This is a genomic window from Rhizobium deserti (assembly GCF_004358025.1).
Classification (GTDB): Bacteria; Pseudomonadota; Alphaproteobacteria; order Rhizobiales; family Rhizobiaceae; genus Neorhizobium; species Neorhizobium deserti.
In genome coordinates this window covers 667,505-687,213 of record NZ_SMTL01000003.1, presented here as the reverse complement: position 1 = coordinate 687,213, position 19,709 = coordinate 667,505, and the positions used below count along the sequence as shown (strand labels likewise).

The 19,709-nt window shown below is 62.8% G+C and carries 20 protein-coding genes and 1 tRNA gene; 12 read left to right on the top strand and 9 right to left on the bottom strand.

Going from position 1 to position 19,709, the window contains the following annotated elements:
• Positions 1 to 55 precede the first annotated feature (55 nt).
• Positions 56 to 574 (top strand): winged helix DNA-binding protein, encoded by a 519-nt coding sequence (locus E2F50_RS15465; RefSeq protein WP_133317042.1) that lies wholly within the window; start codon positions 56 to 58, stop codon positions 572 to 574.
• A gap of 78 nt (positions 575 to 652) precedes the next feature.
• Positions 653 to 1,582, top strand: coding sequence for a glutaminase (locus tag E2F50_RS15460; protein ID WP_133317041.1), 930 nt, complete (start codon positions 653 to 655; stop codon positions 1,580 to 1,582).
• 71 nt (positions 1,583 to 1,653) lie between these two features.
• Here the strand turns inward: E2F50_RS15460 and E2F50_RS15455 are convergent, their stop codons facing one another.
• From E2F50_RS15455 to E2F50_RS15440, 4 genes are all read right to left on the bottom strand, one after another.
• On the bottom strand, positions 1,654 to 3,171 hold the full coding sequence (locus tag E2F50_RS15455) for a tripartite tricarboxylate transporter permease (RefSeq protein WP_133317040.1): 1,518 nt from the start codon (positions 3,169 to 3,171) through the stop codon (positions 1,654 to 1,656).
• A 21-nt stretch (positions 3,172 to 3,192) separates the two neighbouring features.
• Entirely contained in the window at positions 3,193 to 3,687 is a 495-nt protein-coding gene (locus E2F50_RS15450) for a tripartite tricarboxylate transporter TctB family protein (RefSeq protein WP_133317039.1), read from the bottom strand.
• Positions 3,684 to 4,628: a Bug family tripartite tricarboxylate transporter substrate binding protein gene (locus E2F50_RS15445; protein ID WP_133317038.1), complete on the bottom strand. Its 945-nt coding sequence runs from the start codon at positions 4,626 to 4,628 to the stop codon at positions 3,684 to 3,686. Before E2F50_RS15445 ends, E2F50_RS15450 begins: the two co-directional genes overlap by 4 nt.
• Positions 4,629 to 4,850: 222 nt before the next feature.
• On the bottom strand, positions 4,851 to 5,921 hold the full coding sequence (locus E2F50_RS15440; RefSeq protein ID WP_133317037.1) for an ABC transporter substrate-binding protein: 1,071 nt from the start codon (positions 5,919 to 5,921) through the stop codon (positions 4,851 to 4,853).
• Between the two features lie 145 nt (positions 5,922 to 6,066).
• Here E2F50_RS15440 and E2F50_RS15435 point away from each other — a divergent pair, with 145 nt between their 5' ends.
• From E2F50_RS15435 to E2F50_RS15425, 3 genes are all read left to right on the top strand, one after another.
• On the top strand, positions 6,067 to 6,603 hold the full coding sequence (locus E2F50_RS15435; protein ID WP_342635734.1) for a DUF1993 domain-containing protein: 537 nt from the start codon (positions 6,067 to 6,069) through the stop codon (positions 6,601 to 6,603).
• A gap of 73 nt (positions 6,604 to 6,676) precedes the next feature.
• A complete protein-coding gene (locus tag E2F50_RS15430; protein ID WP_133317036.1) occupies positions 6,677 to 7,354 on the top strand; it encodes a response regulator in 678 nt (225 codons plus the stop codon).
• Positions 7,351 to 8,733, top strand: a complete 1,383-nt coding sequence (locus E2F50_RS15425) for a sensor histidine kinase (protein WP_133317035.1) — start codon at positions 7,351 to 7,353, stop codon at positions 8,731 to 8,733. Before E2F50_RS15430 ends, E2F50_RS15425 begins: the two co-directional genes overlap by 4 nt.
• Here E2F50_RS15425 and nagA read toward each other — a convergent pair.
• Genes nagA through E2F50_RS15405 form a run of 4 tightly spaced genes read right to left on the bottom strand, consistent with a single transcriptional unit; the run spans position 8,730 to position 12,591 of the window.
• Positions 8,730 to 9,890, bottom strand: coding sequence for an N-acetylglucosamine-6-phosphate deacetylase (gene nagA / locus E2F50_RS15420; RefSeq protein WP_133317034.1), 1,161 nt, complete (start codon positions 9,888 to 9,890; stop codon positions 8,730 to 8,732). The two genes, E2F50_RS15425 and nagA, sit on opposite strands and share 4 nt — an antisense overlap.
• A complete protein-coding gene (locus tag E2F50_RS15415; protein WP_133317033.1) occupies positions 9,887 to 10,909 on the bottom strand; it encodes an SIS domain-containing protein in 1,023 nt (340 codons plus the stop codon). The genes nagA and E2F50_RS15415 overlap by 4 nt, the downstream gene beginning before the upstream one ends.
• Positions 10,910 to 10,930: 21 nt before the next feature.
• Complete coding sequence (locus E2F50_RS15410; protein ID WP_133317032.1) at positions 10,931 to 11,695, bottom strand: GntR family transcriptional regulator; 765 nt, start codon at positions 11,693 to 11,695, stop codon at positions 10,931 to 10,933.
• A complete protein-coding gene (locus tag E2F50_RS15405; protein WP_133317031.1) occupies positions 11,692 to 12,591 on the bottom strand; it encodes a glucosamine kinase nucleotide-binding domain-containing protein in 900 nt (299 codons plus the stop codon). The genes E2F50_RS15410 and E2F50_RS15405 overlap by 4 nt, the downstream gene beginning before the upstream one ends.
• A gap of 206 nt (positions 12,592 to 12,797) precedes the next feature.
• Between E2F50_RS15405 and E2F50_RS15400 the strand changes: the two genes are divergently transcribed.
• From E2F50_RS15400 to E2F50_RS15370, 7 genes are all read left to right on the top strand, one after another.
• The gene (locus E2F50_RS15400; RefSeq protein WP_133317030.1) at positions 12,798 to 13,721 is read left to right on the top strand and encodes an N-acetylmuramic acid 6-phosphate etherase; all 924 of its coding nucleotides are present in this window, start codon (positions 12,798 to 12,800) and stop codon (positions 13,719 to 13,721) included.
• Positions 13,722 to 13,738: 17 nt separating this feature from the next.
• Positions 13,739 to 14,995 (top strand): ABC transporter substrate-binding protein, encoded by a 1,257-nt coding sequence (locus E2F50_RS15395; RefSeq protein WP_133317029.1) that lies wholly within the window; start codon positions 13,739 to 13,741, stop codon positions 14,993 to 14,995.
• A gap of 172 nt (positions 14,996 to 15,167) precedes the next feature.
• Positions 15,168 to 16,112, top strand: coding sequence for a carbohydrate ABC transporter permease (locus tag E2F50_RS15390; RefSeq protein ID WP_133317028.1), 945 nt, complete (start codon positions 15,168 to 15,170; stop codon positions 16,110 to 16,112).
• Positions 16,113 to 16,125: 13 nt separating this feature from the next.
• On the top strand, positions 16,126 to 16,968 hold the full coding sequence (locus E2F50_RS15385) for a carbohydrate ABC transporter permease (protein WP_133317027.1): 843 nt from the start codon (positions 16,126 to 16,128) through the stop codon (positions 16,966 to 16,968).
• Positions 16,965 to 18,029, top strand: coding sequence for a Gfo/Idh/MocA family protein (locus E2F50_RS15380; protein ID WP_133317026.1), 1,065 nt, complete (start codon positions 16,965 to 16,967; stop codon positions 18,027 to 18,029). Before E2F50_RS15385 ends, E2F50_RS15380 begins: the two co-directional genes overlap by 4 nt.
• Positions 18,030 to 18,062: 33 nt before the next feature.
• Positions 18,063 to 19,064, top strand: coding sequence for an ABC transporter ATP-binding protein (locus E2F50_RS15375; protein ID WP_133317025.1), 1,002 nt, complete (start codon positions 18,063 to 18,065; stop codon positions 19,062 to 19,064).
• 154 nt (positions 19,065 to 19,218) lie between these two features.
• Positions 19,219 to 19,473, top strand: a complete 255-nt coding sequence (locus E2F50_RS15370; RefSeq protein ID WP_133317024.1) for a hypothetical protein — start codon at positions 19,219 to 19,221, stop codon at positions 19,471 to 19,473.
• A gap of 45 nt (positions 19,474 to 19,518) precedes the next feature.
• Here E2F50_RS15370 and E2F50_RS15365 read toward each other — a convergent pair.
• Positions 19,519 to 19,594, bottom strand: a tRNA-Ala gene (locus tag E2F50_RS15365).
• Positions 19,595 to 19,709: the final 115 nt, after the last annotated feature.

The window sequence follows — 19,709 nt, the reverse complement described above, 5'->3', positions numbered from 1 at the left end:
GCCGCCGGCAATCTGCGGCGGCGCCTGTGACTTGCGGCGGAGGAGGAGATGATCAATGCCCGACGTGGATGATTTCGGTCCGATCGTATCTTCCGGCCACCTGGCCACCGGCGCGCTTCCGGCGCTGTCCGAAATCGAATTCGGCATGATCATGCTGAACCACGCCTTCAGCCGCTGGATGGTGCGCTGCATGTCGGCAGCCGGCGTGCCGGACCTGTCGCCGATCGACATCCTCGTGCTGCACAATATCAACAGCCGCAACAAGCCCAAGACACTGGCCGACATCGCGCTGGTCCTCAATATCGAGGATACCCATGTGGTCAATTACGCGCTGAAGAAGCTGGAGCGCCTGAAGCTGATCAAGTCCGGCCGGCGCGGCAAGGAAAAGCTGGTGATGGTCACCGATGCCGGCACGCAGGCCTGCACCCGCTATGCTTCCGTGCGCGAAGCTTTGCTGGTTAAGTCCGTGCTGGCCACCGAAGTCTCGGCCGACACCCTGTCGGCCATGGCGGCCCGGCTGCGCGCCCTGTCGGGGCATTACGATCAGGCCGCCCGCGCCGCAGCGTCGCTTTAGTGGCGTCCCTTCATGCTTTTCGGCTTTCCCCGGCCGCTCGGGAATGATGTAATTCGCCCGGAACAACAAGGGGATGACATGCCGGACCTGCAGAAGATCGTCGACGAGATCTATTCCAAGCTGAAGCCCAGGCGCGGCGAGGGAAAGGTGGCGGACTATATCCCGCAGCTCGCCCATGTCGACCCGAAGAAGTTCGGCATGGCGATCGTGACCGTCGATGGTGAGGTGCATAAGGCCGGCGACGCGGACATTCCCTTTTCGATCCAGAGCATTTCCAAGGTCTTCACGCTGACGCTGGCGCTCGGCAAGCATGGCGAAACGACCTGGAACCGGGTCGGCCGCGAGCCCTCCGGCTCGGCCTTCAATTCCATCGTTCAGCTCGAACACGAGGAAGGCAAGCCGCGCAACCCCTTCATCAATGCCGGTGCCATCGCCGTCAGCGATCTGGTTCTCGCCGGTCACACGCCGCGCGAGGCGATCGGCGAGATCGTCCGCTTCGTGCGCTATCTGGCTGATGACGAAACGATCGCCATCGATCCGGAAGTGGCGAAATCCGAGCAGGCGACGGGATACCGCAATTTCGCGCTTGCCAATTTCATGGCGTCTTTCGGCAAGCTGGATCATCCGGTCGAGCACGTGCTCGGCGTTTATTTCCACCACTGCGCGCTCGCCATGACCTGCACGCAGCTGGCCCATTCAGGCCTCTTTCTTGCGGCTGCGGGCAAGAACCCGCTGACCGGCCACAGGGTCGTGCCGAGCCAGCGGGCGCGGCGGATCAATGCGCTGATGCTGACCTGCGGCCATTACGACGGATCCGGCGATTTCGCCTACCGCGTCGGCCTGCCGGGCAAGAGCGGCGTCGGCGGCGGAATCCTGGCCGTCGCACCGGGCAAGGCATCGGTGGCGGTCTGGTCCCCGGGCCTCAATCACAACGGCAATTCGCTGATCGGATCGCTCGCGCTGGAAATGCTCGCTGACCGCACCGGCTGGTCGGTCTTCGGCCAGTAGACCTCGGGAATAAGCTGCAAAAAGAAAAGCCCGGCCGAAGCCGGGCTTTGCGTTCCAGGGTCAGGAGGAGATCAATCCTCGCTGGCCGCCATCTGGTTCAGCACGTCGCCGCGGCCGCGGGCGCGCAGGATCAGCGGGACGATCAGGGCGAGCGCCGCCACGATCAGAAGCCCGGCCGCGATCGGCGAGGTGAAGAGCACCGTCACATCGCCCTGGCTGATGGCCAGCGCGCGCCGCAACTGCTGTTCCGCCAGCGGCCCGAGGATCAGCCCGACGATCACGGGCGCGATCGGGTAGCCGAAAACCCGCATCCCATAGGCGATGAGGCCGAAGAGCAGCAGCATGCCGAGCTCGAAGACGGAAGGATTGGCGCCGATCGTGCCGAGCGTCGCAAACAGCAGGATGCCGGCATAGAGCCAGGGCTTGGGGATGGTCAGCAGACGCACCCAAAGGCCGACCAGCGGCAGGTTGAGCACGAGCAGCATGAGGTTGGCGATCAGAAGCGAGGCGATCAGTCCCCAGACGAGCTGCGGATTGGTAGCAAACAGCAGCGGTCCCGGTTGCAGACCATATTGCTGGAAGCCGGCCAGCATAATGGCGGCGGTCGCGGACGTCGGCAGGCCGAGCGTCAGGAGCGGCACAAGCGTGCCGGCGGCCGAGGCATTGTTGGCGGCTTCCGGGCCGGCGACGCCCTCGATGGCGCCCTTGCCGAATTCTTCCGGGTGCTTGCTGAGCTTCTTCTCGGTCGCATAGGAGAGGAAGGTGCCGATTTCCGCACCGCCGGCCGGCATGGCGCCGATCGGGAAGCCGATCAGGGTGCCGCGCAGCCAGGCTTTCCAGGAGCGCGCCCAGTCCTGGCCGGTCATCCAGACGGAGCCCTTGACCGCCTCGATCTTGTCGGGAGCGGTCGCACCCTGTGCAGCAATATAGAGGGTCTCGCCAATCGCGAACATGGCAACCGCCATGGTCGTGACCTCGATACCGTCGAGAAGGTCCGGGACGCCGAAGGACAGGCGGTTCTGGCCGGTCAGCTGGTCGATGCCGACGAGTGACAGGGCAAGACCGATGAACAGCGAGGTCAGGCCGCGCAGGGTGGAATCCCCAAAGGCCGAGGACACGGTGATGAAAGCCAGAACCATCAGCGCGAAATATTCGCGCGGCCCGAAGACGAGGGCGATCTTGACGATGAAGGGCGCGACGAAGGCGAGCGCCAGGGTGGCGATCAGGCCTGCGACAAAGGAGCCGATGGCGGCGGTGGCAAGCGCTGGGCCGCCGCGGCCGGCGCGGGCCATCTTGTTGCCCTCGAGCGCGGTGACGATCGAGGCGCTTTCGCCGGGCGTATTGAGCAGGATCGACGTGGTCGAGCCGCCATACATGCCGCCGTAATAAATGCCAGCGAACATGATCAGCGAGCCGGTGGCGTCGAGCTGGTAGGTGACCGGCAGCAGAAGCGCGACCGTGGTCGCCGGTCCGATGCCGGGCAGAACCCCAACCATGGTGCCGAGCGTCACGCCGACCAGCGCATAAAGGAGGTTCATCGGCAGCATGGCTGCCGCAAGCCCCTCGAGAAGGAATTGAAATGTGCTCATGATCTTACTCTCTGGGGCGTGTCACTGGAGGAGGTTTTCCAGCGGGCCGGCGGGAAGCGAAAGCGAAAGAACGACCGAGAATACCCACCAGATGGCAAGACAGATGACGATCGCGATCGGGATGCTGATCCACAGCCTACGGGCGCCGAAGCCCGCCGCGGTCAGGCCGAACAGGATGCCGGTGGCGATCGAAAAGCCAAGCGGGCGGATGAGCAGCATCTGGGCCGCAAGGCCCGCCACGATCCAGACGACCGGCTTCACTTCCTGCTTTTCGCGAACCGGGAAATCGCCGCGGAAGGCGGCGACGACCGTCCAGATCGCCAGGCCGATCAGTCCATAGGCGATCCAGCCGGGAACGGTTGCGGGACCGACCTGGGAATAGCCGCCGAGATCGCGCAGACGCGACACATCGAAAAGAATGACGCCGGCGAGGACGAGGAGAATGGCTGCAATAACAAGCGCCGCCCAATCAGGGCGGCGCTGCATGCTTGTCGATGGTGTCTTGTCGAGGCTCATTTGACGAGTCCGATGTCCTTAAGAATGGTTTCTGTGGACGCGATGTCCTTGGCAAGTTGCTCTTCGAAGGCAGGACCGGCGAGGTACGTATCGGCCCAGCCCTTGGTCTTCATGGTTTCCTGCCAGGTTGCGGACTTTTCGAGCTTCTCGAAGTCGGCCAGGATCGCTGCCTTCTGTTCGGCCGAAATGCCCGGAGCCGCGGCCACCATGCGCCAGTTCTGGATTACCACATCCAGCTTGGATTCCTTCAGCGTCGGTGCATCGACGCCCTGGATGCGCTGTTCGGAAGAGACTGCCAGCAGGCGCAGCGAGCCGGCCTTGATCTGCGACTCGAATTCGCCAAAGGAGGAGATGCCGGCCGTGACCTGGCTGCCGAGAATGGCGGCCAGTGCTTCGCCGCCGCCCGAAAAGGCGATGTAGTTGATCTTGGTCGGATCGACGCCGGCAGCCTTGGCGATCAGGCCGGTGGCGATGTGGTCGGTACCGCCGGCGGAGCCGCCGCCCCAGGACACGGCGCCCGGATTTTCCTTCAGCTTGGCGACAAGATCGCCGATCGTCTTAATCTCGGACGAGGCCGGCACGACGATGGCTTCATATTCGCCGGTCAGGCGGGCAATCGGCGTGACGTCCTTCAAGGTCACTGGCGACTTGTTGGTGAGGATCGCGCCGACCATGACATAGCCGCCGACCATCAGAGCGTTCGGATTGCCCTTCTGCTGGCTGGCGAACTGGGCGATACCGATCGTGCCGCCGGCGCCGGGGACGTTCATCACCTGCACGCGGTTGGAAATCTTTTCTTTCTGCAGGGCGGTCTGCAGCGAGCGGGCAGTCTGGTCCCAGCCGCCGCCGGGAGCGGCCGGCGCCATGATCGAGTAATCGGCGGCATAGGCCGGCAGCGCCATCGCGCCAGCCAGAATGGAAGCAAGAATAAAGTGTTTCAAGGGGTATTCCTCCGTTGGCGTCACTGCGGACGCGGCTGTTATGAGCTGAACGAAGGAAGGCCGGCAGCGATCACCGCTGTGGCAGCCTCCCGTCGTTGATCGGGTCCCGCCTCCACGGTACCGAATGGCCTAAGCCAGCATATCAACCTGACATTTAGCTGACATTTTCCGCGACATCCCATTCTGACAGCAGCAGATTGCCACTTGCAACCGATTTTATGGTCATCGCAGCCTCAGCTCGTCGTTCCAGCGGGAGATCAGCCGCGCCCGCTTGACCTGGTCGAGATAAACCATCAGGCCGAGGCTGACCGGAACCGGCTTCAATTGTCCCCCGAGCATTTCGCGCATCGTCGTCGCCGTATTGTCGCCTGCCACTTCCGGGCTGACGGCGGGGATCTGCAGCTCGCGCGCCATGATCGTCTGGCCTTCCTTCGACATGAAGAACTGCAGATAGCGCTTGCCGAGATCCGGCGCCGCCGCCGCCTGCGGCACCAGCCCGATGCGCGACATGACGACGGTATAGTCCTTGGGCAGCAGGATGCCGACATCCGGGTGGCGGGAGGCCCAGTCGGCCGCATAGGAGCCGAGGATATTGTAGCCGAGCAGGAAGCGGCCGTCGGCAACGCGTTCGAGGATCGCCTGGCTGGTCGAGTAAAGCTTGACGCCGCCGGCGCCCATGGCGCGGATGACCGACCAGATATCGCCGAACTGCTCCTGGTCCCGAGACATGAAGAGGAAGCCGACGCCGGAGCGCTCGATGTCATAGGTGCCGATCCGCCCGTAGACCGCATCGCCGCGGCGCTGCAGGAAGTCGACCAGTTCGGCCCGCGTGGACGGCGGCGGCGAAGTCTTGAAGCTCGGCTTGTGGTAGACGAAGACGGCCGGCTCGAATGTCAGGGCATAAGCCGTATTGCGCCAGTTGGCCCAGACCGGCCAGGCGGTGCTCATCGGCAAGTCGCTCCGCTGGGCATAGCCGTCATTGGCAAGCTTTACCTGCAGGTCCATGGCCGAGGAGAAAGCAAAATCCGCGGTTTTGCCGCCGTGGTCGGTTTCCTGCACGATCCGGTCGAAGATCTCGCCTGTCAGCATTTCCTCGTAGCGGACCGCCACATCCGGGTTGGCGGCCTGGAAGCCGGCGATCATCGGCTTGGCAAGCGGCTCGTCCAGCGAGGAGTAAACAGTCAGGACCGGCGCGTCGCTGCGGCCGGAGACAGGCGCAAACAGGGTGGTTTCGGCCCAGGCCGCGGTGGGAAGGACAAGGGCGGCCAGCAAGGCGAAGGCGATCGGTTTCATCGGCAAACAATGCCTGAGCCGGCTTCCAGCGACAAGCACCGCAACGACGTGACATTCCTGCCACGTCGGCAGGACCGCCGTTGCAGCCGGCTTGTTTTGGTCGCGGCTGTCCTTACCTCTGCTCCGCCTTGGCGCCGGAGGTCCGGTGCTCGCTGCACAAGAGGTTTCCTCCATGTCGCTTTCCCTGCATGACGTCACCGTTCCCGCCTTCCTCCGTGCCCTCGACAATCTGAGCGAGATCCTCAGGAAAGGCGAAGCCTTCGCCGACGAAAAAGGCATGGCCCATGAAGACCTGCTTCAGGCCCGCCTTTACGAGGATATGCTGCCGCTGACCGGCCAGATCCAGCGGGCCAGCGACAGCGCCAAATTCGTGCCTGTCCGGGTTGGCCAGATCGAAAACCTGCCGATGGCGGACGAGGAGGCAAGCTTTGCCGACCTGCATGCCCGCATCGAAAAGACGGTGGCCTTCCTGAAGGCCGTCGATCCGGCCAGCATGAGCGGCCGCGAGGAAGCGGAAGTGGTCGTCAAGACCCGCAGCGGATCGACCACCTTTACCGGCAAGACCTATGTCCTCGGCTTCGCCCTGCCCAACTTCTATTTCCACGTGACGACCGCCTACGCCATCCTGCGCCACAAGGGCGTGCCGGTCGGCAAGATGGATTATATCGGCCGCGCCCCGTAACCATAGCCCCAGCCCATCCGTGACTTCCGGGACGCTTGCCTGTAAAACGGGGCCGCAACGGGGACATGATCGGGTGCGCATTCTTCTGGTGGAGGACAATCGCGCGCTGGCCGAAGGGCTGGCGGCGATCCTGCGTGGGAGCGGCTATGTCGTCGACCTCGTCGCCGACGGCCTGTCCGCCGAAGCGGCAGCCGCAGCGGAGGCCTATGATCTGGTCATCCTCGATCTCAACCTGCCGGAAATGGACGGGCTGGACGTGCTGCGCGCCATGCGGGCGCGGCAGAACGGGGCGGCGGTGATGATCCTAACTGCCCGGGGCGCGCCGGAAGAGCGGGTCAAGGGGCTCGATCTCGGTGCCGACGACTACATGATCAAGCCCTTCGACGTGCCGGAATTCGAGGCGCGCATCCGCGTCCTGCTTCGCCGCCATGCCGGCTTGCGCAGTTCCATCGTCACCTATGGCGGCATCACCTTTGATCTGACATCGCGGGCCTTTGCCAGCGAGGGCGTGCCGCTCGATCTTCCGGCCCGCGAAGTGGCCCTGCTCGAACTCCTGTTCCTGCGGGCCGGCAAGGTGGTTTCCAAGGATGCCATCATTCGCTCACTGACCGGTTTCGACGAGGATCTGTCGGCCAATGCGATCGAGCAATATGTCAGCCGATTGCGGCGCCGGCTCGCGCCGCACGGGCTGACGGTCAAGACGGCCCGTGGCATAGGTTATTATCTCGAACGCGGGGCGGCGGCCGAATGACGCCGGCAGGGGTCTATTCGCTGCGCCGCAGGCTGCTTGCCTGGCTGCTGATCGCGACAGCGGTGATCGGCACGATCGCCATGGCCGACACCTGGGACGAAGCGGTGGATACAGCAAACGAGGTCTCCGACCGGGTGCTGGCCGGCTCGGCGCTGGCCATTGCCGAACGGGTGATCGTTGCCGAAAACGGCTCGCTGGAGGTCGACATCCCCTATGTCGCGCTCGAAATGCTGACCTCGGCGGCGCAGGACCGGGTTTTTTACCGGGTCGACGGACCGCCCGGCACCTTTATCACCGGCTACCAGAACCTGCCCTCGATCCCGAGGCGCGAGGGACAGGCGGCCGCCTTCGAAAACGCAGCCTTTCGCGGCGAGCCGATCCGGGTGGCGTCGCTTGCCCGTTCCGCTTCGACCGGCATCCGGTCGGTTCCCTTTACCGTGACCGTTGCCGAAACCACCATTGCCCGCCAGCAACTGACCCGAACGATCCTGATCCGCTCGGCGCTCAGGCTGCTCTTCATGATTGCCGGGGCGGCCGTGATTGTCTGGGTGGCGGTGACGCTGTCGCTGCGGCCGCTCTACCGTTTCAGCGAGGCGATCGCCGAGCGCAGTCCGGATGATCTCCACCCGATCCGCCAGCGGGTGCCGAGCGAGGTGCAGGGCCTGGTCGACACGGTCAATTCCTTCATGGTGCGGCTCGAGGGCGCGCTCGAGGCGCTGCGCCACTTTACCGGCAATGCCAGCCATCAGCTGCGCACGCCGCTCGCCATCATCCGCACCCAGCTGGCGCTGGCGGACCGTGCGGTGACGCTCGATCAAGCGAGGGCAGCCGCTCGCAAGGCGGATGAGGCCGTCGGCGATGCGGAACGCCTGCTCGCCCAGCTTCTGCTGATGGCGAAGATCGACGCCGCAACCCGGGCCGCTTCCATGCAGCCGGTCGATCTCGTCGGACTGGCCCGTTCGGCAACAGCCGACCATGTGCCGCAGGCTTCCGAAGCCGGCCTGGATCTGGGTTTCGAGGGTGATGGCGAGTTGTCCGTGCTGGCTGAACCGCTGCTGATCGTCGAGCTTCTGAAGAACCTCATCAACAATGCCCTGCTTTATGCCGGCAGCGGTGCCGAAATCACCGTCAGGGTGAGGAGGGTCGATCAGTCGGCAGTGCTTGAAGTCGAGGACGACGGCCCAGGCATCGCAACGGACAAGCGCGCCGCCGTGCTGAGGCGCTTCGAGCGGGGTGGCCGCAGCGATCTGTCCGGCACCGGGCTCGGTCTGCCGATTGTCGAGGAGATCGCCCGCCTGCACGGTGCCGCCGTCACCTTATCGGAAGGCTCCGGCGGCAAAGGGTTGAAGGTGACGGTTGCATTTTTGGTAGCCAGCTAAGAATCATAGGCGAGATTGCCGCCGATCCAGGTCGCATTCACGTGCAGATCCTCCGACAGAAGAATAAAATCTGCATCGTAGCCTGGCTTCAGTGCGCCCTTGCGATGGTGGAGCCGGGCGGCCTGCGCCGGATAGGCCGAGGCCATGCGCAAGGCTTCCTCGACCGGCAGGCCGAGCGCCTCATGCACGAAGCGGACCGATGCAGCCATATCGATATCGGCGCCGGCCAAGGTTCCGTCGGCAAGCGTGAGGCGACCGTCGCGGCGCAGGATTTCGCGGGCGTTCAGGGTAAAGCTGGTGAGATCGGTGCCGATCGGCGACATGGCATCGGTGACGATGAAGATCTTGGCCGGCCCGTTCTTGCCGCGCAAAGCGACACCCATGGCGGCCGGATGGACATGGATGCCATCCGCGATGATGCCGACGTGAAGCGTGCCGATATCGAGAGCCGCGCCGACGAGACCCGGCTCGCGATGGGCGAGCGGGCTCATTGCATTGAAGAGGTGGGTGACGGTGCGAGCGCCGGCCTGCGCATAGGCGTGCGCTGTCGCGTAGCTGCTGTCCGTATGGCCGATGCTGACGATGAAGCCGGCTCCCGCAAGCCTTGCCACCTGTACGAGCGACACGTTTTCCGGGGCAATCGTGGTCATCAGGGCATCGAAACGACCCCGGCAGGACAGGATAAGCTCGATATCCTTCTCTTCCATCGGGCGGATCAGTCGCGGGTCGTGAGCGCCCTTGCGGCCGACGGAAAGATGGGGCCCTTCCAGATGCAGGCCGAGAAAGCCCGGCACGCCCTGATCCTTGGCCTGCTTGCCCGCCTCGATCGCAGCGGCAGTGATCTCCGGCGTATCGGTGATCAGCGTCGGCAGCAGGCCGGTCGTGCCGAATTGCGCATGCGCCTGGCAGATCCGGGCAATGCCTGCAACCGTCGGCGCCTCGTTCAGAAGCACGCCGCCGCCGCCATTGACCTGCAGGTCGATGAAGCCGGGCGCGACCAGGCCGCCGCCCGCACGGACGATCTCAATATCCGGCGGCAGATCGGCGATCGGCATGATCCTCTCGATCTTGCCCTGCGAAAGAACGAGCGCCGCATTATCGTGCCAGACCATGCTGTCGAATATGCGGGCGCCGGTAACGGCCTTGCGAAAAGTCATAGCGTCTCGGTGACCTTCTTCAGCGCAACAGGCGCATCCGGATTGAAGCCCTTGGCGCGCGACCATGCTTCCACAAAGCCATAGAAGGGCAGGATCAAAGCCAGCGCATCGGTGAGAGGGTGACCGGTCCCCACAAAAGGCAATCTACGCGCCGCCTGCACCTTGTCGGAGGTTGCAAAGGCCAGCGCTCCCTTGCCCGCTAAGCTATCGGCGATTTCGGCTGCCGAGGCTTCCGCCGCGTCGCGAGCGGCAAAGGTGACCACGGGAAACCGCTTCTCGACCAATGCGACGGGTCCGTGCAGCACTTCCGCCGCCGAATAAGCTTCCGCATGCATGTTCGAGGTTTCCTTGAACTTCAGCGCGGCCTCGCTGGCAATTGCCAGAGCAGGCCCGCGGCCCAGCATGTAGAGAGAATCCACGTCGCCCAGCTCCTGCGCAAGCTCGCTCCAGTCGAGCTGGACGGCCTTTTCCAGATGTGAGGGCAGGCTGTGCAGTGCGCTCTTCAACGCCTCGTCGCCGACCCATTCGGACAAGAGGGCAAGGCCTGCGACGATCGAGTTGACGAAGGACTTCGTCGCGGCGACCGCAAGCTCGGGTCCTGCATTGATGTCGATCGCATGGGACGATGCGCTGGCGATCGGCGAGGGCAGGGTGTTGGTGAGCGCGACGGTGACGGCACCGGCCGCCGTTGCCGCCTCCGCCATGGCAACAATATCGGGGCTCTTGCCAGATTGCGAAATGGCGATCGCGGCTCCGCCTGAAAGCTTCAGCCTGGCGCCGTAGATGGAAGCGAGCGATGGGCCGAGCGAGGCGACCGGGCGCCCCGCCGTCAGCTCGACCGCATATTTGATGAAGGTTGCGGCATGGTCGGAAGAGCCGCGCGCAATGGTGATCAGGAAGGCCGGATCCTTGTCGCGAAGCGCCCGCCCCGCGGCCGCCAGATCAGCCGAGGACCGTTCCAGCAGCCGGGCTGCCGCCTCGGGGATCTCGCTGATTTCCCGCCGCATATTGGTTTGCATGCTTATCTCTTCCTCGAAAAATTACCCTTCGCCGAGCGAGAGCTCGGCCACGAAATCATAGGCGTCGCCGCGGTAAAGCGAGCGCGTCAGTTCCACCACCCGGCCCGAGGCCAGATAGGACACCCGCTCGATCGACAGTCCCGCCGCGCCGATTGGCACGGCCAGCAGCCCGGCATCCGCCTTCTTCATGTTGCAGGCGGAAATCCGCTGGATGGCGCGCACCGGGCGGGCATTCTTCTTTTCCAGTTCGGCATAAAGCGATGTGGTCACGGCTGCCGGATCCGGCAGGAATTCCGCCGAAATGCTGGCCCGCTCGATCGCCAGCGGCATGTCATTGGCGATGCGCAACCGGCCGATGCGTGCGACGCTGGTGCCTGGGGCAAGGCCGAGCATCATCATTTCTTCGGGAGAAGGATGGAAAAGTCCGCGCTCCAGCCATTCCGACCTGGTGATCAGTCCGCGCCTTGCCATGTCTTCGGTAAACGAGGTGAGGCGGGTCAGCGGCTGCTCGACCCGCGACATCGGCTTGACCACGAAGGTGCCGGAGCCATGCCGGCGGCTCAGCAGGCCACCCTTGACGAGGTCATCCACGGCCTTGCGCACAGTGACGCGGCTGACATGGGCATAATCGGCCAGGTCGCGTTCGGCCGGCAGGGCGTCGCCGTGCTCAAGCTTTCCCGATCGGATCGCATCTTCAAGGCTCTGGCGCAGCTTCCTGTAGAGCGGACCGGTGCCGGCGCCTTGAAGGCCATCGAGCGGCAGGATGGCGGAAAGCATCTGGCTCATGCCCGTGCCTCCGCACGGATGCCCTTAGCGCCGCCATAGGTCTGCACGGCAAGCGCAACGGCGCCGGTCAGGGCATCGGCGATCGGCTGGGACAAACGGTTCCGGTGGCGTTCCGCCAGATAGGGCGGGTAGAGGGGAGCAAGTCCGCCGAGCAGGCAAAGCCGGCCTGTGGAGCGGGTAAGGGTGTTCACCGCATCGAGCGCCTCGTCGATGCCCCTGGCACCGGTTTTCAGAATATGGATTGCGGCCGCATCGCCCTTTTCGGCGTATTCGAAGACCTTGGGGGTATAGCGTCCAAAATCGCCGGGCTTCGCAAGCCGGGCAAAATCGACGACATTTTCCGGATCGCCGGCGAATTCGGCGAGGATGGCGCGCGACAGATCCGTCATCGGATGGATGCTGTCATAGGCAAGCAGGCATTCCTGCAGGGCGAGCTGGCCGAGCCGCGCACCGCTGCCGAGATCGCTGACATGGAAGCCCCAGCCGGCCACCGAATGAAGCCGTCCCTCGTGCCGGGCAATGAAGACGGTGCCGGTGCCGACAATGCCGATGGCGCCGTCCTCGTCACCGATGGCGCCCTGCAGCGCGATCACACCGTCCGAAACAATGTCCGCTCTAGCGAATGGCAGCCGCGCCTTCACATAGTTGACCGCATCGCCGACATTGTTGCCGGCAAGCCCGAGGACGGCGCAGACGGAGGCCAGATCCGGCTCCAGCCCAGCTTCCACAAAGGCGAGCCGTGACGCTTCGGCAATATGCTTCAACGCGGTGTCCGGATCGGTCAGGATATTGGAGGCGCCGCTTTTGCCGCGGCCGCATATCCTGCCGGCACTGTCGGCCAGCGCTGCGCGGCAGCTGGTTCCCCCACCATCGATACCAAGGAAATAGGACGTCATGGATACCTCCGGTGGAGATGATACCAAAAAAATACCATTTACCAAGGGGGAAATCTAGAGTCGGCAGCGTGAGTTTCTAACACGTTGATTTAAAAGGGTCTTGGCAGGCGACAAAGCTCTGGCGTTTACGAATTATTTCCGTATCTTAATTTCCTGCTAGACAATTGGTATTTTTTTGGCATCATTTTGTCTTGAGGGAGATCCGGATGAGCAGAAACGCCACGGAAGCAAGACATGGGATGGCTGCAGGGCTCGACACGTTCGAGCCGACGGCAATCCTTGAGCTTCTGGCGTCGGGCCAGCAGGAGGCGGCCAGGGTCGTCAATCCGTCTATCGCGGCCATAGCCGAGGCCGCTGAGCTGGTTGCCGCCGCTTTGGCAAAGGGGCGCAAGCTTGTTTATGCGGGCGCCGGCAGTTCGGGCCTCATGGCCATGGCCGATGCCCTGGAGCTTCCCGGAACCTATGGCATTCCACGTGAGCAGATCGTCCTTCTGCTGGCCGGCGGCGTGTCGAGCCTGACCGATATGGTAGGCGCTCCCGAAGACGACACTGCGCTTGCCGCAAGGGATGCCGCGGTTCTGGAGCGGGACGACTGCGTCATCTGCGTGTCCGCCAGCGGTTCCACACCCTATGCCATGGCGGTGGCCGACGTGGCGCGCGCCCGGGGTGCTAAGGTCGTGGCCATGGCCAATAACAGGGACGCCCGGTTGTTTGCGCAGGCCGATGTCTCGATCCTGCTCGAGACGCCGCCGGAGCTTGTCGCCGGCTCGACCCGCATGGGCGCCGGGACGGCCCAAAAGATCGCTTTCAACATGCTGTCGACCTTGGTTGCCATCAAGCTCGGCCATGTCCATGACGGCCACATGGTCAATCTGCGCCCCGACAACGAAAAATTGCGCCTCCGCGCCGCCGGCATGGTTGCCGAGATTGCCGGCATCGGTTTCGACGAGGCGCAGCAACTGCTTCATGCGGCCGACAATTCGGTCAAGATCGCCGTACTGCTCGCCGCCGGCGCTGCCAATGCCGATGCGGCAAGGCATATTCTTATTCGTTCTGGTCAGGTGTTGAGGAAAGCACTGGCGGAACTGAACACGACGGAAACGACCGTGAAACGCGCCGCAAAGCGCTAACAATGAGGGAGAACATCATGACCCGCATAATCAAAGGCATGCTCTTCGCATCCACCGTGCTGGCATCGGCCGGCATGGCGCATGCGGCTGACGTCACGCTCACCATCGAGAGCTGGCGCAATGACGACCTTGCCATCTGGCAGGAAAAGCTGATCCCGGCCTTCGAAGCGAAGAACCCCGGCATCAAGCTCAACTTCTCGCCGACGGCGCCGACCGAATATAATGCCTCGCTGAATGCCAAGCTCGACGCGGGCTCGGCCGGCGACATTATTACCTGCCGTCCCTTCGATGCGGCACTCGAGCTCTTCAACAAGAAGCAGCTTGCGGATCTGACCAGCCTGTCGGGCATGGCCAACTTCTCGCCCGTCGCAAAGGCCGCCTGGTCCACAGACGATGGCGCAAAGACCTTCTGCGTGCCTATGGCTTCCGTTATTCACGGCTTCATCTATAACAAGGATGCTTTCGACAAGCTCGGCATTTCGGTGCCGAAGACGGTGGACCAATTCCACGCCGCGCTCGACAAGATCAAGGCCGACGGCACCTATATCCCGCTCGCCATGGGCACCAAGGATCTCTGGGAAGCCGCCACCATGGGCTACCAGAACATCGGCCCGAACTACTGGAAGGGCGAGGAAGGCCGCAAGGCGCTGATCGAGGGCAAGCAGAAGCTGACCGATCCGGAATGGGTCAAGCCCTATGAGGAGCTTGCCAAGTGGAAGCCCTATCTTGGTGACGGTTTCGAAGCCCAGACCTATTCCGACAGCCAGAACCTCTTCACGCTCGGGCGCGCCGCCATCTATCCGGCCGGCTCCTGGGAAATCGCGCTCTTCACCAGCCAGGCGCAGTTCAAGATGGGCGCCTTCCCGCCGCCGGTCCTGAAGGCTGGCGAGACGGGCTATATTTCCGACCATCCGGATATCGGCGTAGGCCTCAATGCCAAGAGCGCCCATCAGGAAGAAGCCAAGAAGTTCCTCGCCTGGGTCGCCTCGCCGGAATTTGCGGACATCTACGCCAATGCGCTGCCGGGCTTCTTCAGCCTCAATTCGACGCCAGTGAAGATGGCCGATCCGCTGGCCCAGGAATTCGTTTCCTGGCGGGACTCGTTCAAGCCGACCGTGCGCTCGACCTACCAGATCCTGTCGCGGGGCAAGCCCAACCTCGAAAACGAGACCTGGGTGGAATCGGCCAATGTCATCAACGGCACGGATACGCCGAAGGTCGCCGGTGAAAAGCTCCAGAAGGGCCTCGACAGCTGGTACAAGCCGGCTAAGTGAACCGACGTTCAAGAGGGGCGCATTAGGCGCCCCTTATCCCTGTATTTGCGCAGGAACAAAGCAGCATTGCGTCCGCGACGCAAGACACTCCCTGCACGCGAAGAAGTTGGCGTGGCTGATCCTGTGACAGCACAGGAAAACGAGGGAGAACTAAGCCAAGGGCGAGCCATTGATGACCGATCTGCCAGCAACACATGAGCCAGCCATCAAGCGTCCGGTGCGCTGGCATATCGGCGTGTTCCTGCTGCCAGCCTTCATCATTTATTCGGCCATCATGGTGTTGCCGCTGATCGAGACCCTGAGGCTTTCCTTCTACAACACCGTCGACGGTGCGCCGGCATTTGTAGGGCTTGCCAATTACCAGGTGCTGTTCGGCGATGCCCGCTGGGCCCACGACTTCTGGAATGCGCTCGTCAACAACCTGATCTTCTTTGCGATCCACATGTGCGTCCAGAACCCGATCGGGGTCGCGCTGGCGGCGCTTCTGTCAACGCCCAAGCTGCGCTTCGCCGCCTTCTACCGTACGGCAATCTTCCTGCCGACGCTTTTGTCCTTCGTGATCGTCGGCTTCATCTGGAAACTCATCCTCTCGCCGATCTGGGGTGTAGCCCCATGGTTGATGAGCCTTGTCGGTACCAAATGGCTGTTCGCGCCCTGGCTCGGCCAGTCCGGTCCGGCGCTGATCGCCGTGTCGCTGATCTCCAACTGGCAGTATATCGGCATCCCCATGATGCTGATCTATGCCGCGCTCCTCAGCATACCCGACGAGGTGATCGAAGCGGCCGAAATGGACGGCATCACCGGCTGGAGCCAGTTCTGGAAGATCAAGCTGCCGCTCATACTGCCGGCCATCGGCATCATCTCGATCCTTACCTTCGTCGGTAATTTCAACGCCTTCGACCTCGTTTATACAGTCCAGGGAGCGCTGGCCGGGCCCGACATGTCGACCGACATTCTCGGAACGCTGCTTTACCGTACCTTCTTCGGTTTCCAGCTGCAGCTCGGCGATCGTTCCATGGGCGCGACGATTGCCACCGTGATGTTCCTGATCATCCTGGCCGGCGTCTCCTTCTATCTCTTCGCCATCCAGCGGCGCATGCGCCGCTACCAGTTCTAAAGGAGCGCGAGCCATGTCGACCCGAGCCCGCACCTCCCCTGTTCGCACCGGCCTCGTGCATCTGGCCTTGATCGGCTATACGCTGATCGCAGTGTTTCCGGTCTTCCTGACGGTGATCAATTCGTTCAAGGACCGCAACGCGATCTTTCGCTCGCCCATGCAGGTGCCGTTGCCATCGACGTTCAGCCTTGTCGGCTACAAGACCGTGCTCGGCCAGGCCGATTTCATCCATTACTTCCAGAACAGTTTCGTGGTGACGATCGTCTCGATCCTGGCTGTTCTGCTGTTCGGCGCCATGGCCGCCTTTGCGCTGTCCGAATACCGTTTCCGCGGCAATGCCCTGATGGGCCTTTACATGGCGATCGGCATCATGATCCCGATCCGGCTCGGCACGGTAGCGATCCTGCAGGGCATGGTGGCGTCGGGCCTCGTCAACACGTTGACGGCGCTGATCCTGGTTTACACGGCGCAGGGGATACCGCTTGCCATCTTCATCCTGTCGGAATTCATGCGCTCGGTTTCCGACGACCTGAAGAATGCCGGGCGGATCGACGGGCTGTCCGAATATGCGATCTTTTTCCGGCTTGTCCTGCCGCTCATCCGGCCGGCCATGGCGACGGTGGCGGTCTTCACGATGATCCCGATCTGGAACGACCTTTGGTTTCCGCTGATCCTGGCGCCTTCCGAAGCGACCAAGACCGTGACTTTGGGCAGCCAGATCTTCATCGGCCAGTTCGTGACCAATTGGAATGCCGTGTTGGCGGCCCTGTCGCTTGCCATCCTGCCGATCCTCGTCCTCTACGTCATCTTTGCGCGGCAGCTGATCCGCGGCATCACAGCGGGAGCCGTCAAATGAGTTCATCCGACAAACCCGTCCGCGTTCTTGTTGCCGGGCTTGGCAATATGGGCCGCAGCCATGCGCTCGCCTATCACAACAATCCCGGTTTCGAGATTGTCGGCCTCGTCAACCGTTCGGTGCCAAAGCTCGATCTGGCACTCACCCAATACAAGATCCACCCGGATTTCCTGCAGGCGCTCGCCGAGCTGAAGCCGGACCTTTGCTCCATCTGCACCTATTCCGACAGCCATGCAGATTATGCGGTCGCCGCGTTCGAGGCGGGCTGCGACGTCTTTGTGGAAAAGCCGCTGGCAACCACGGTGGCCGATGCCGAACGGGTCGTCGCCGCCGCAAAGGCAGCCGGCAAGAAGCTTGTGATCGGCTATATCCTGCGCCATCACCCGTCCTGGATCCGGTTGATCGCTGAAGCCCGCAAGCTTGGCCCGCCTTATGTCTTCCGCATGAACCTCAACCAGCAGTCCTCCGGACCGACCTGGGAAACCCACAAGTCGCTGATGCAGACGACACCGCCGATCGTCGATTGCGGCGTGCATTATGTCGACGTCATGTGCCAGATCACCGATGCCAAGGCGGTGGAAGTGCGCGGCATGGGCCTTCGCATGTCCGAGGAGATCGCCCCGGACATGTACAATTACGGCCATCTTCAGGTTCTGTTTGAGGATGGCTCGCTCGGCTGGTACGAGGCGGGCTGGGGCCCAATGATCTCCGAAACGGCGTTTTTCGTAAAAGACGTCATGTCGCCGAAGGGTGCCGTTTCCATTGTCATGGACCCTAATGCCAAGTCGGACGACATCGACACCCATACCAAGACCTCGGTCATCCGGCTGCACAGCGCCGAAACTGGGCCGGACGGAAAGTTCATCCGCCCCGACGAGGACATGAAGATGGCGGGAGAGCCCGGTCACCAGGAACTCTGCGATCTGGAACAGGCCTATATGCTGAAGGCCATCCGCGACGACATCGATCTCACCCGGCACATGGACGACGCGGTGCAATCGCTGCGCATCTGCCTGGCGGCGGACGAAAGCGCCCGCAGCGGTAAGCCAGTCCGCCTTTGATGCCGCTCCGTTGATTTAGTAAGGAAGACGCCCTTGGGTTCGCTGCAATTGAAATCCATCCGCAAGGCTTTTGGGGACCACGAGGTTCTGAAAGGCATCGATCTTGAGGTCAAGGACGGCGAATTCGTCATCTTCGTCGGCCCCTCCGGATGCGGCAAATCGACATTGCTGCGGGTGATCGCCGGGTTGGAAGACGCTACCTCGGGCAGCCTGCAGATCGATGGAGCCGAAGTCATCAACACGCCGCCCGCCAAGCGCGGCATCGCCATGGTCTTCCAGTCCTATGCGCTTTATCCGCACCTGACGGTCAAGGACAATATGGCGCTCGGCCTCAAACAGGCGGGAACCGACAAGCAAGAGATCGAGACGCGCGTCGCCAAGGCATCCTCGATGCTGTCGCTCGACCCGTATCTTGCCCGTCGCCCGGCGGAACTGTCGGGTGGCCAGCGGCAGCGCGTGGCGATCGGCCGTGCCATTGTGCGCGAGCCCAAGCTTTTCCTATTCGACGAGCCGCTGTCCAACCTCGATGCTGCGCTTCGCGTGCAGACGCGGCTGGAAATTGCCGGCCTGCACCGCCGCCTGAAGGCAACGATGATCTATGTCACTCACGACCAGGTCGAGGCGATGACGCTAGCGGACAAGATCGTCGTCCTGAATGCAGGGCGGGTGGAACAGATCGGCTCGCCGATGGAACTCTACAACAGGCCGGCCAACCTGTTTGTCGCCGGCTTCATCGGTTCGCCGCAGATGAATTTCATCGAAGCCGGCAAGCTCGGTGACGGCACAGCCAAGACCGTCGGTATCCGGCCGGAACACATCGCCTTGTCCCGCGACAGCGGCGAATGGAAGGCCAAAGTCATCCATGTGGAGCATCTGGGCGCCGATACCATCCTTTACCTGGAAACCGATGTCACCGGCCTGCTGACGGTCCGCCTGTTCGGCGAGCATGCCTATTCTCCCGACGACGTGGTCTTTGCAACGCCGGATAGGGCGAGCCTGCACCGCTTCGATGCACAGGAACAGGCCATCCTCTGACATATGCGCGGAGCGACCTCTTCGTTGAGGATGATGCTGCGGATCCGGCCGACCGGTGAATTTCTCGGCGCTGCTTTGGGCCCTTCGCCTGACAAGCGAAAAACAAGCCAGAACTTTCTGCCGGTTTCTGCGTTGAGAAACCGGAGGAAGCACAATGGTAACAACGACTATCATCCTGCTGAGCGTCATCGGTCTCGCCGCCGCCGGCATCATCCGGCAAAAGCAGCAGGCCTACCGTCACGCCCATCTGGACGCCATGTCGCTTGAAACTCTTTTCGGTGCCACGAGCCTGGCAGAGCCCAAACTTGCCCAATCGCGGCAGCAAACGGTTCGTCATGTGGCAGCCCGGCGCAAGCGCCTGAACCGTCCGCGCCTCGTTCAGTCGCATGCGGGTATGGCGGTCCGATAAAGGCCGCGAGCATCTACAGGCGATGGAAAGTTCGTAGGAAAAGTTTGGTGGAGCTAAGCGGGATCGAACCGCTGACCTCTTGCATGCCATGCAAGCGCTCTCCCAGCTGAGCTATAGCCCCATCAGGTGGTCCGGTGTTTCCGGTCCTGGGAACTCCGAAGCACTGTGTCCTTCGGAGTGGCGGCTTATTACGTCTGGTTTCCCGTCAGTGCAAGCCGAATTTTAAGTCGCCGGCG

Excerpts from the sequence above, each read along its gene's own strand:
- E2F50_RS15410 (WP_133317032.1), bottom strand. The coding sequence starts at position 11,695 with ATGAGCCAGATGCTTTCCGCCATCCTGCCGCTCGATGGCCTTCAAGGC.
- E2F50_RS15385 (WP_133317027.1), top strand. The coding sequence starts at position 16,126 with ATGTCGACCCGAGCCCGCACCTCCCCTGTTCGCACCGGCCTCGTGCAT.
- E2F50_RS15465 (WP_133317042.1), top strand. The coding sequence starts at position 56 with ATGCCCGACGTGGATGATTTCGGTCCGATCGTATCTTCCGGCCACCTG.
- E2F50_RS15455 (WP_133317040.1), bottom strand. The coding sequence starts at position 3,171 with ATGAGCACATTTCAATTCCTTCTCGAGGGGCTTGCGGCAGCCATGCTG.
- E2F50_RS15450 (WP_133317039.1), bottom strand. The coding sequence starts at position 3,687 with ATGAGCCTCGACAAGACACCATCGACAAGCATGCAGCGCCGCCCTGAT.
- E2F50_RS15400 (WP_133317030.1), top strand. The coding sequence starts at position 12,798 with ATGAGCAGAAACGCCACGGAAGCAAGACATGGGATGGCTGCAGGGCTC.
- E2F50_RS15395 (WP_133317029.1), top strand. The coding sequence starts at position 13,739 with ATGACCCGCATAATCAAAGGCATGCTCTTCGCATCCACCGTGCTGGCA.
- E2F50_RS15415 (WP_133317033.1), bottom strand. The coding sequence starts at position 10,909 with ATGCAAACCAATATGCGGCGGGAAATCAGCGAGATCCCCGAGGCGGCA.
- E2F50_RS15405 (WP_133317031.1), bottom strand. The coding sequence starts at position 12,591 with ATGACGTCCTATTTCCTTGGTATCGATGGTGGGGGAACCAGCTGCCGC.
- E2F50_RS15440 (WP_133317037.1), bottom strand. The coding sequence starts at position 5,921 with ATGAAACCGATCGCCTTCGCCTTGCTGGCCGCCCTTGTCCTTCCCACC.
- E2F50_RS15460 (WP_133317041.1), top strand. The coding sequence starts at position 653 with ATGCCGGACCTGCAGAAGATCGTCGACGAGATCTATTCCAAGCTGAAG.
- E2F50_RS15390 (WP_133317028.1), top strand. The coding sequence starts at position 15,168 with ATGACCGATCTGCCAGCAACACATGAGCCAGCCATCAAGCGTCCGGTG.
- E2F50_RS15425 (WP_133317035.1), top strand. The coding sequence starts at position 7,351 with ATGACGCCGGCAGGGGTCTATTCGCTGCGCCGCAGGCTGCTTGCCTGG.
- E2F50_RS15380 (WP_133317026.1), top strand. The coding sequence starts at position 16,965 with ATGAGTTCATCCGACAAACCCGTCCGCGTTCTTGTTGCCGGGCTTGGC.
- E2F50_RS15370 (WP_133317024.1), top strand. The coding sequence starts at position 19,219 with ATGGTAACAACGACTATCATCCTGCTGAGCGTCATCGGTCTCGCCGCC.
- nagA (WP_133317034.1), bottom strand. The coding sequence starts at position 9,890 with ATGACTTTTCGCAAGGCCGTTACCGGCGCCCGCATATTCGACAGCATG.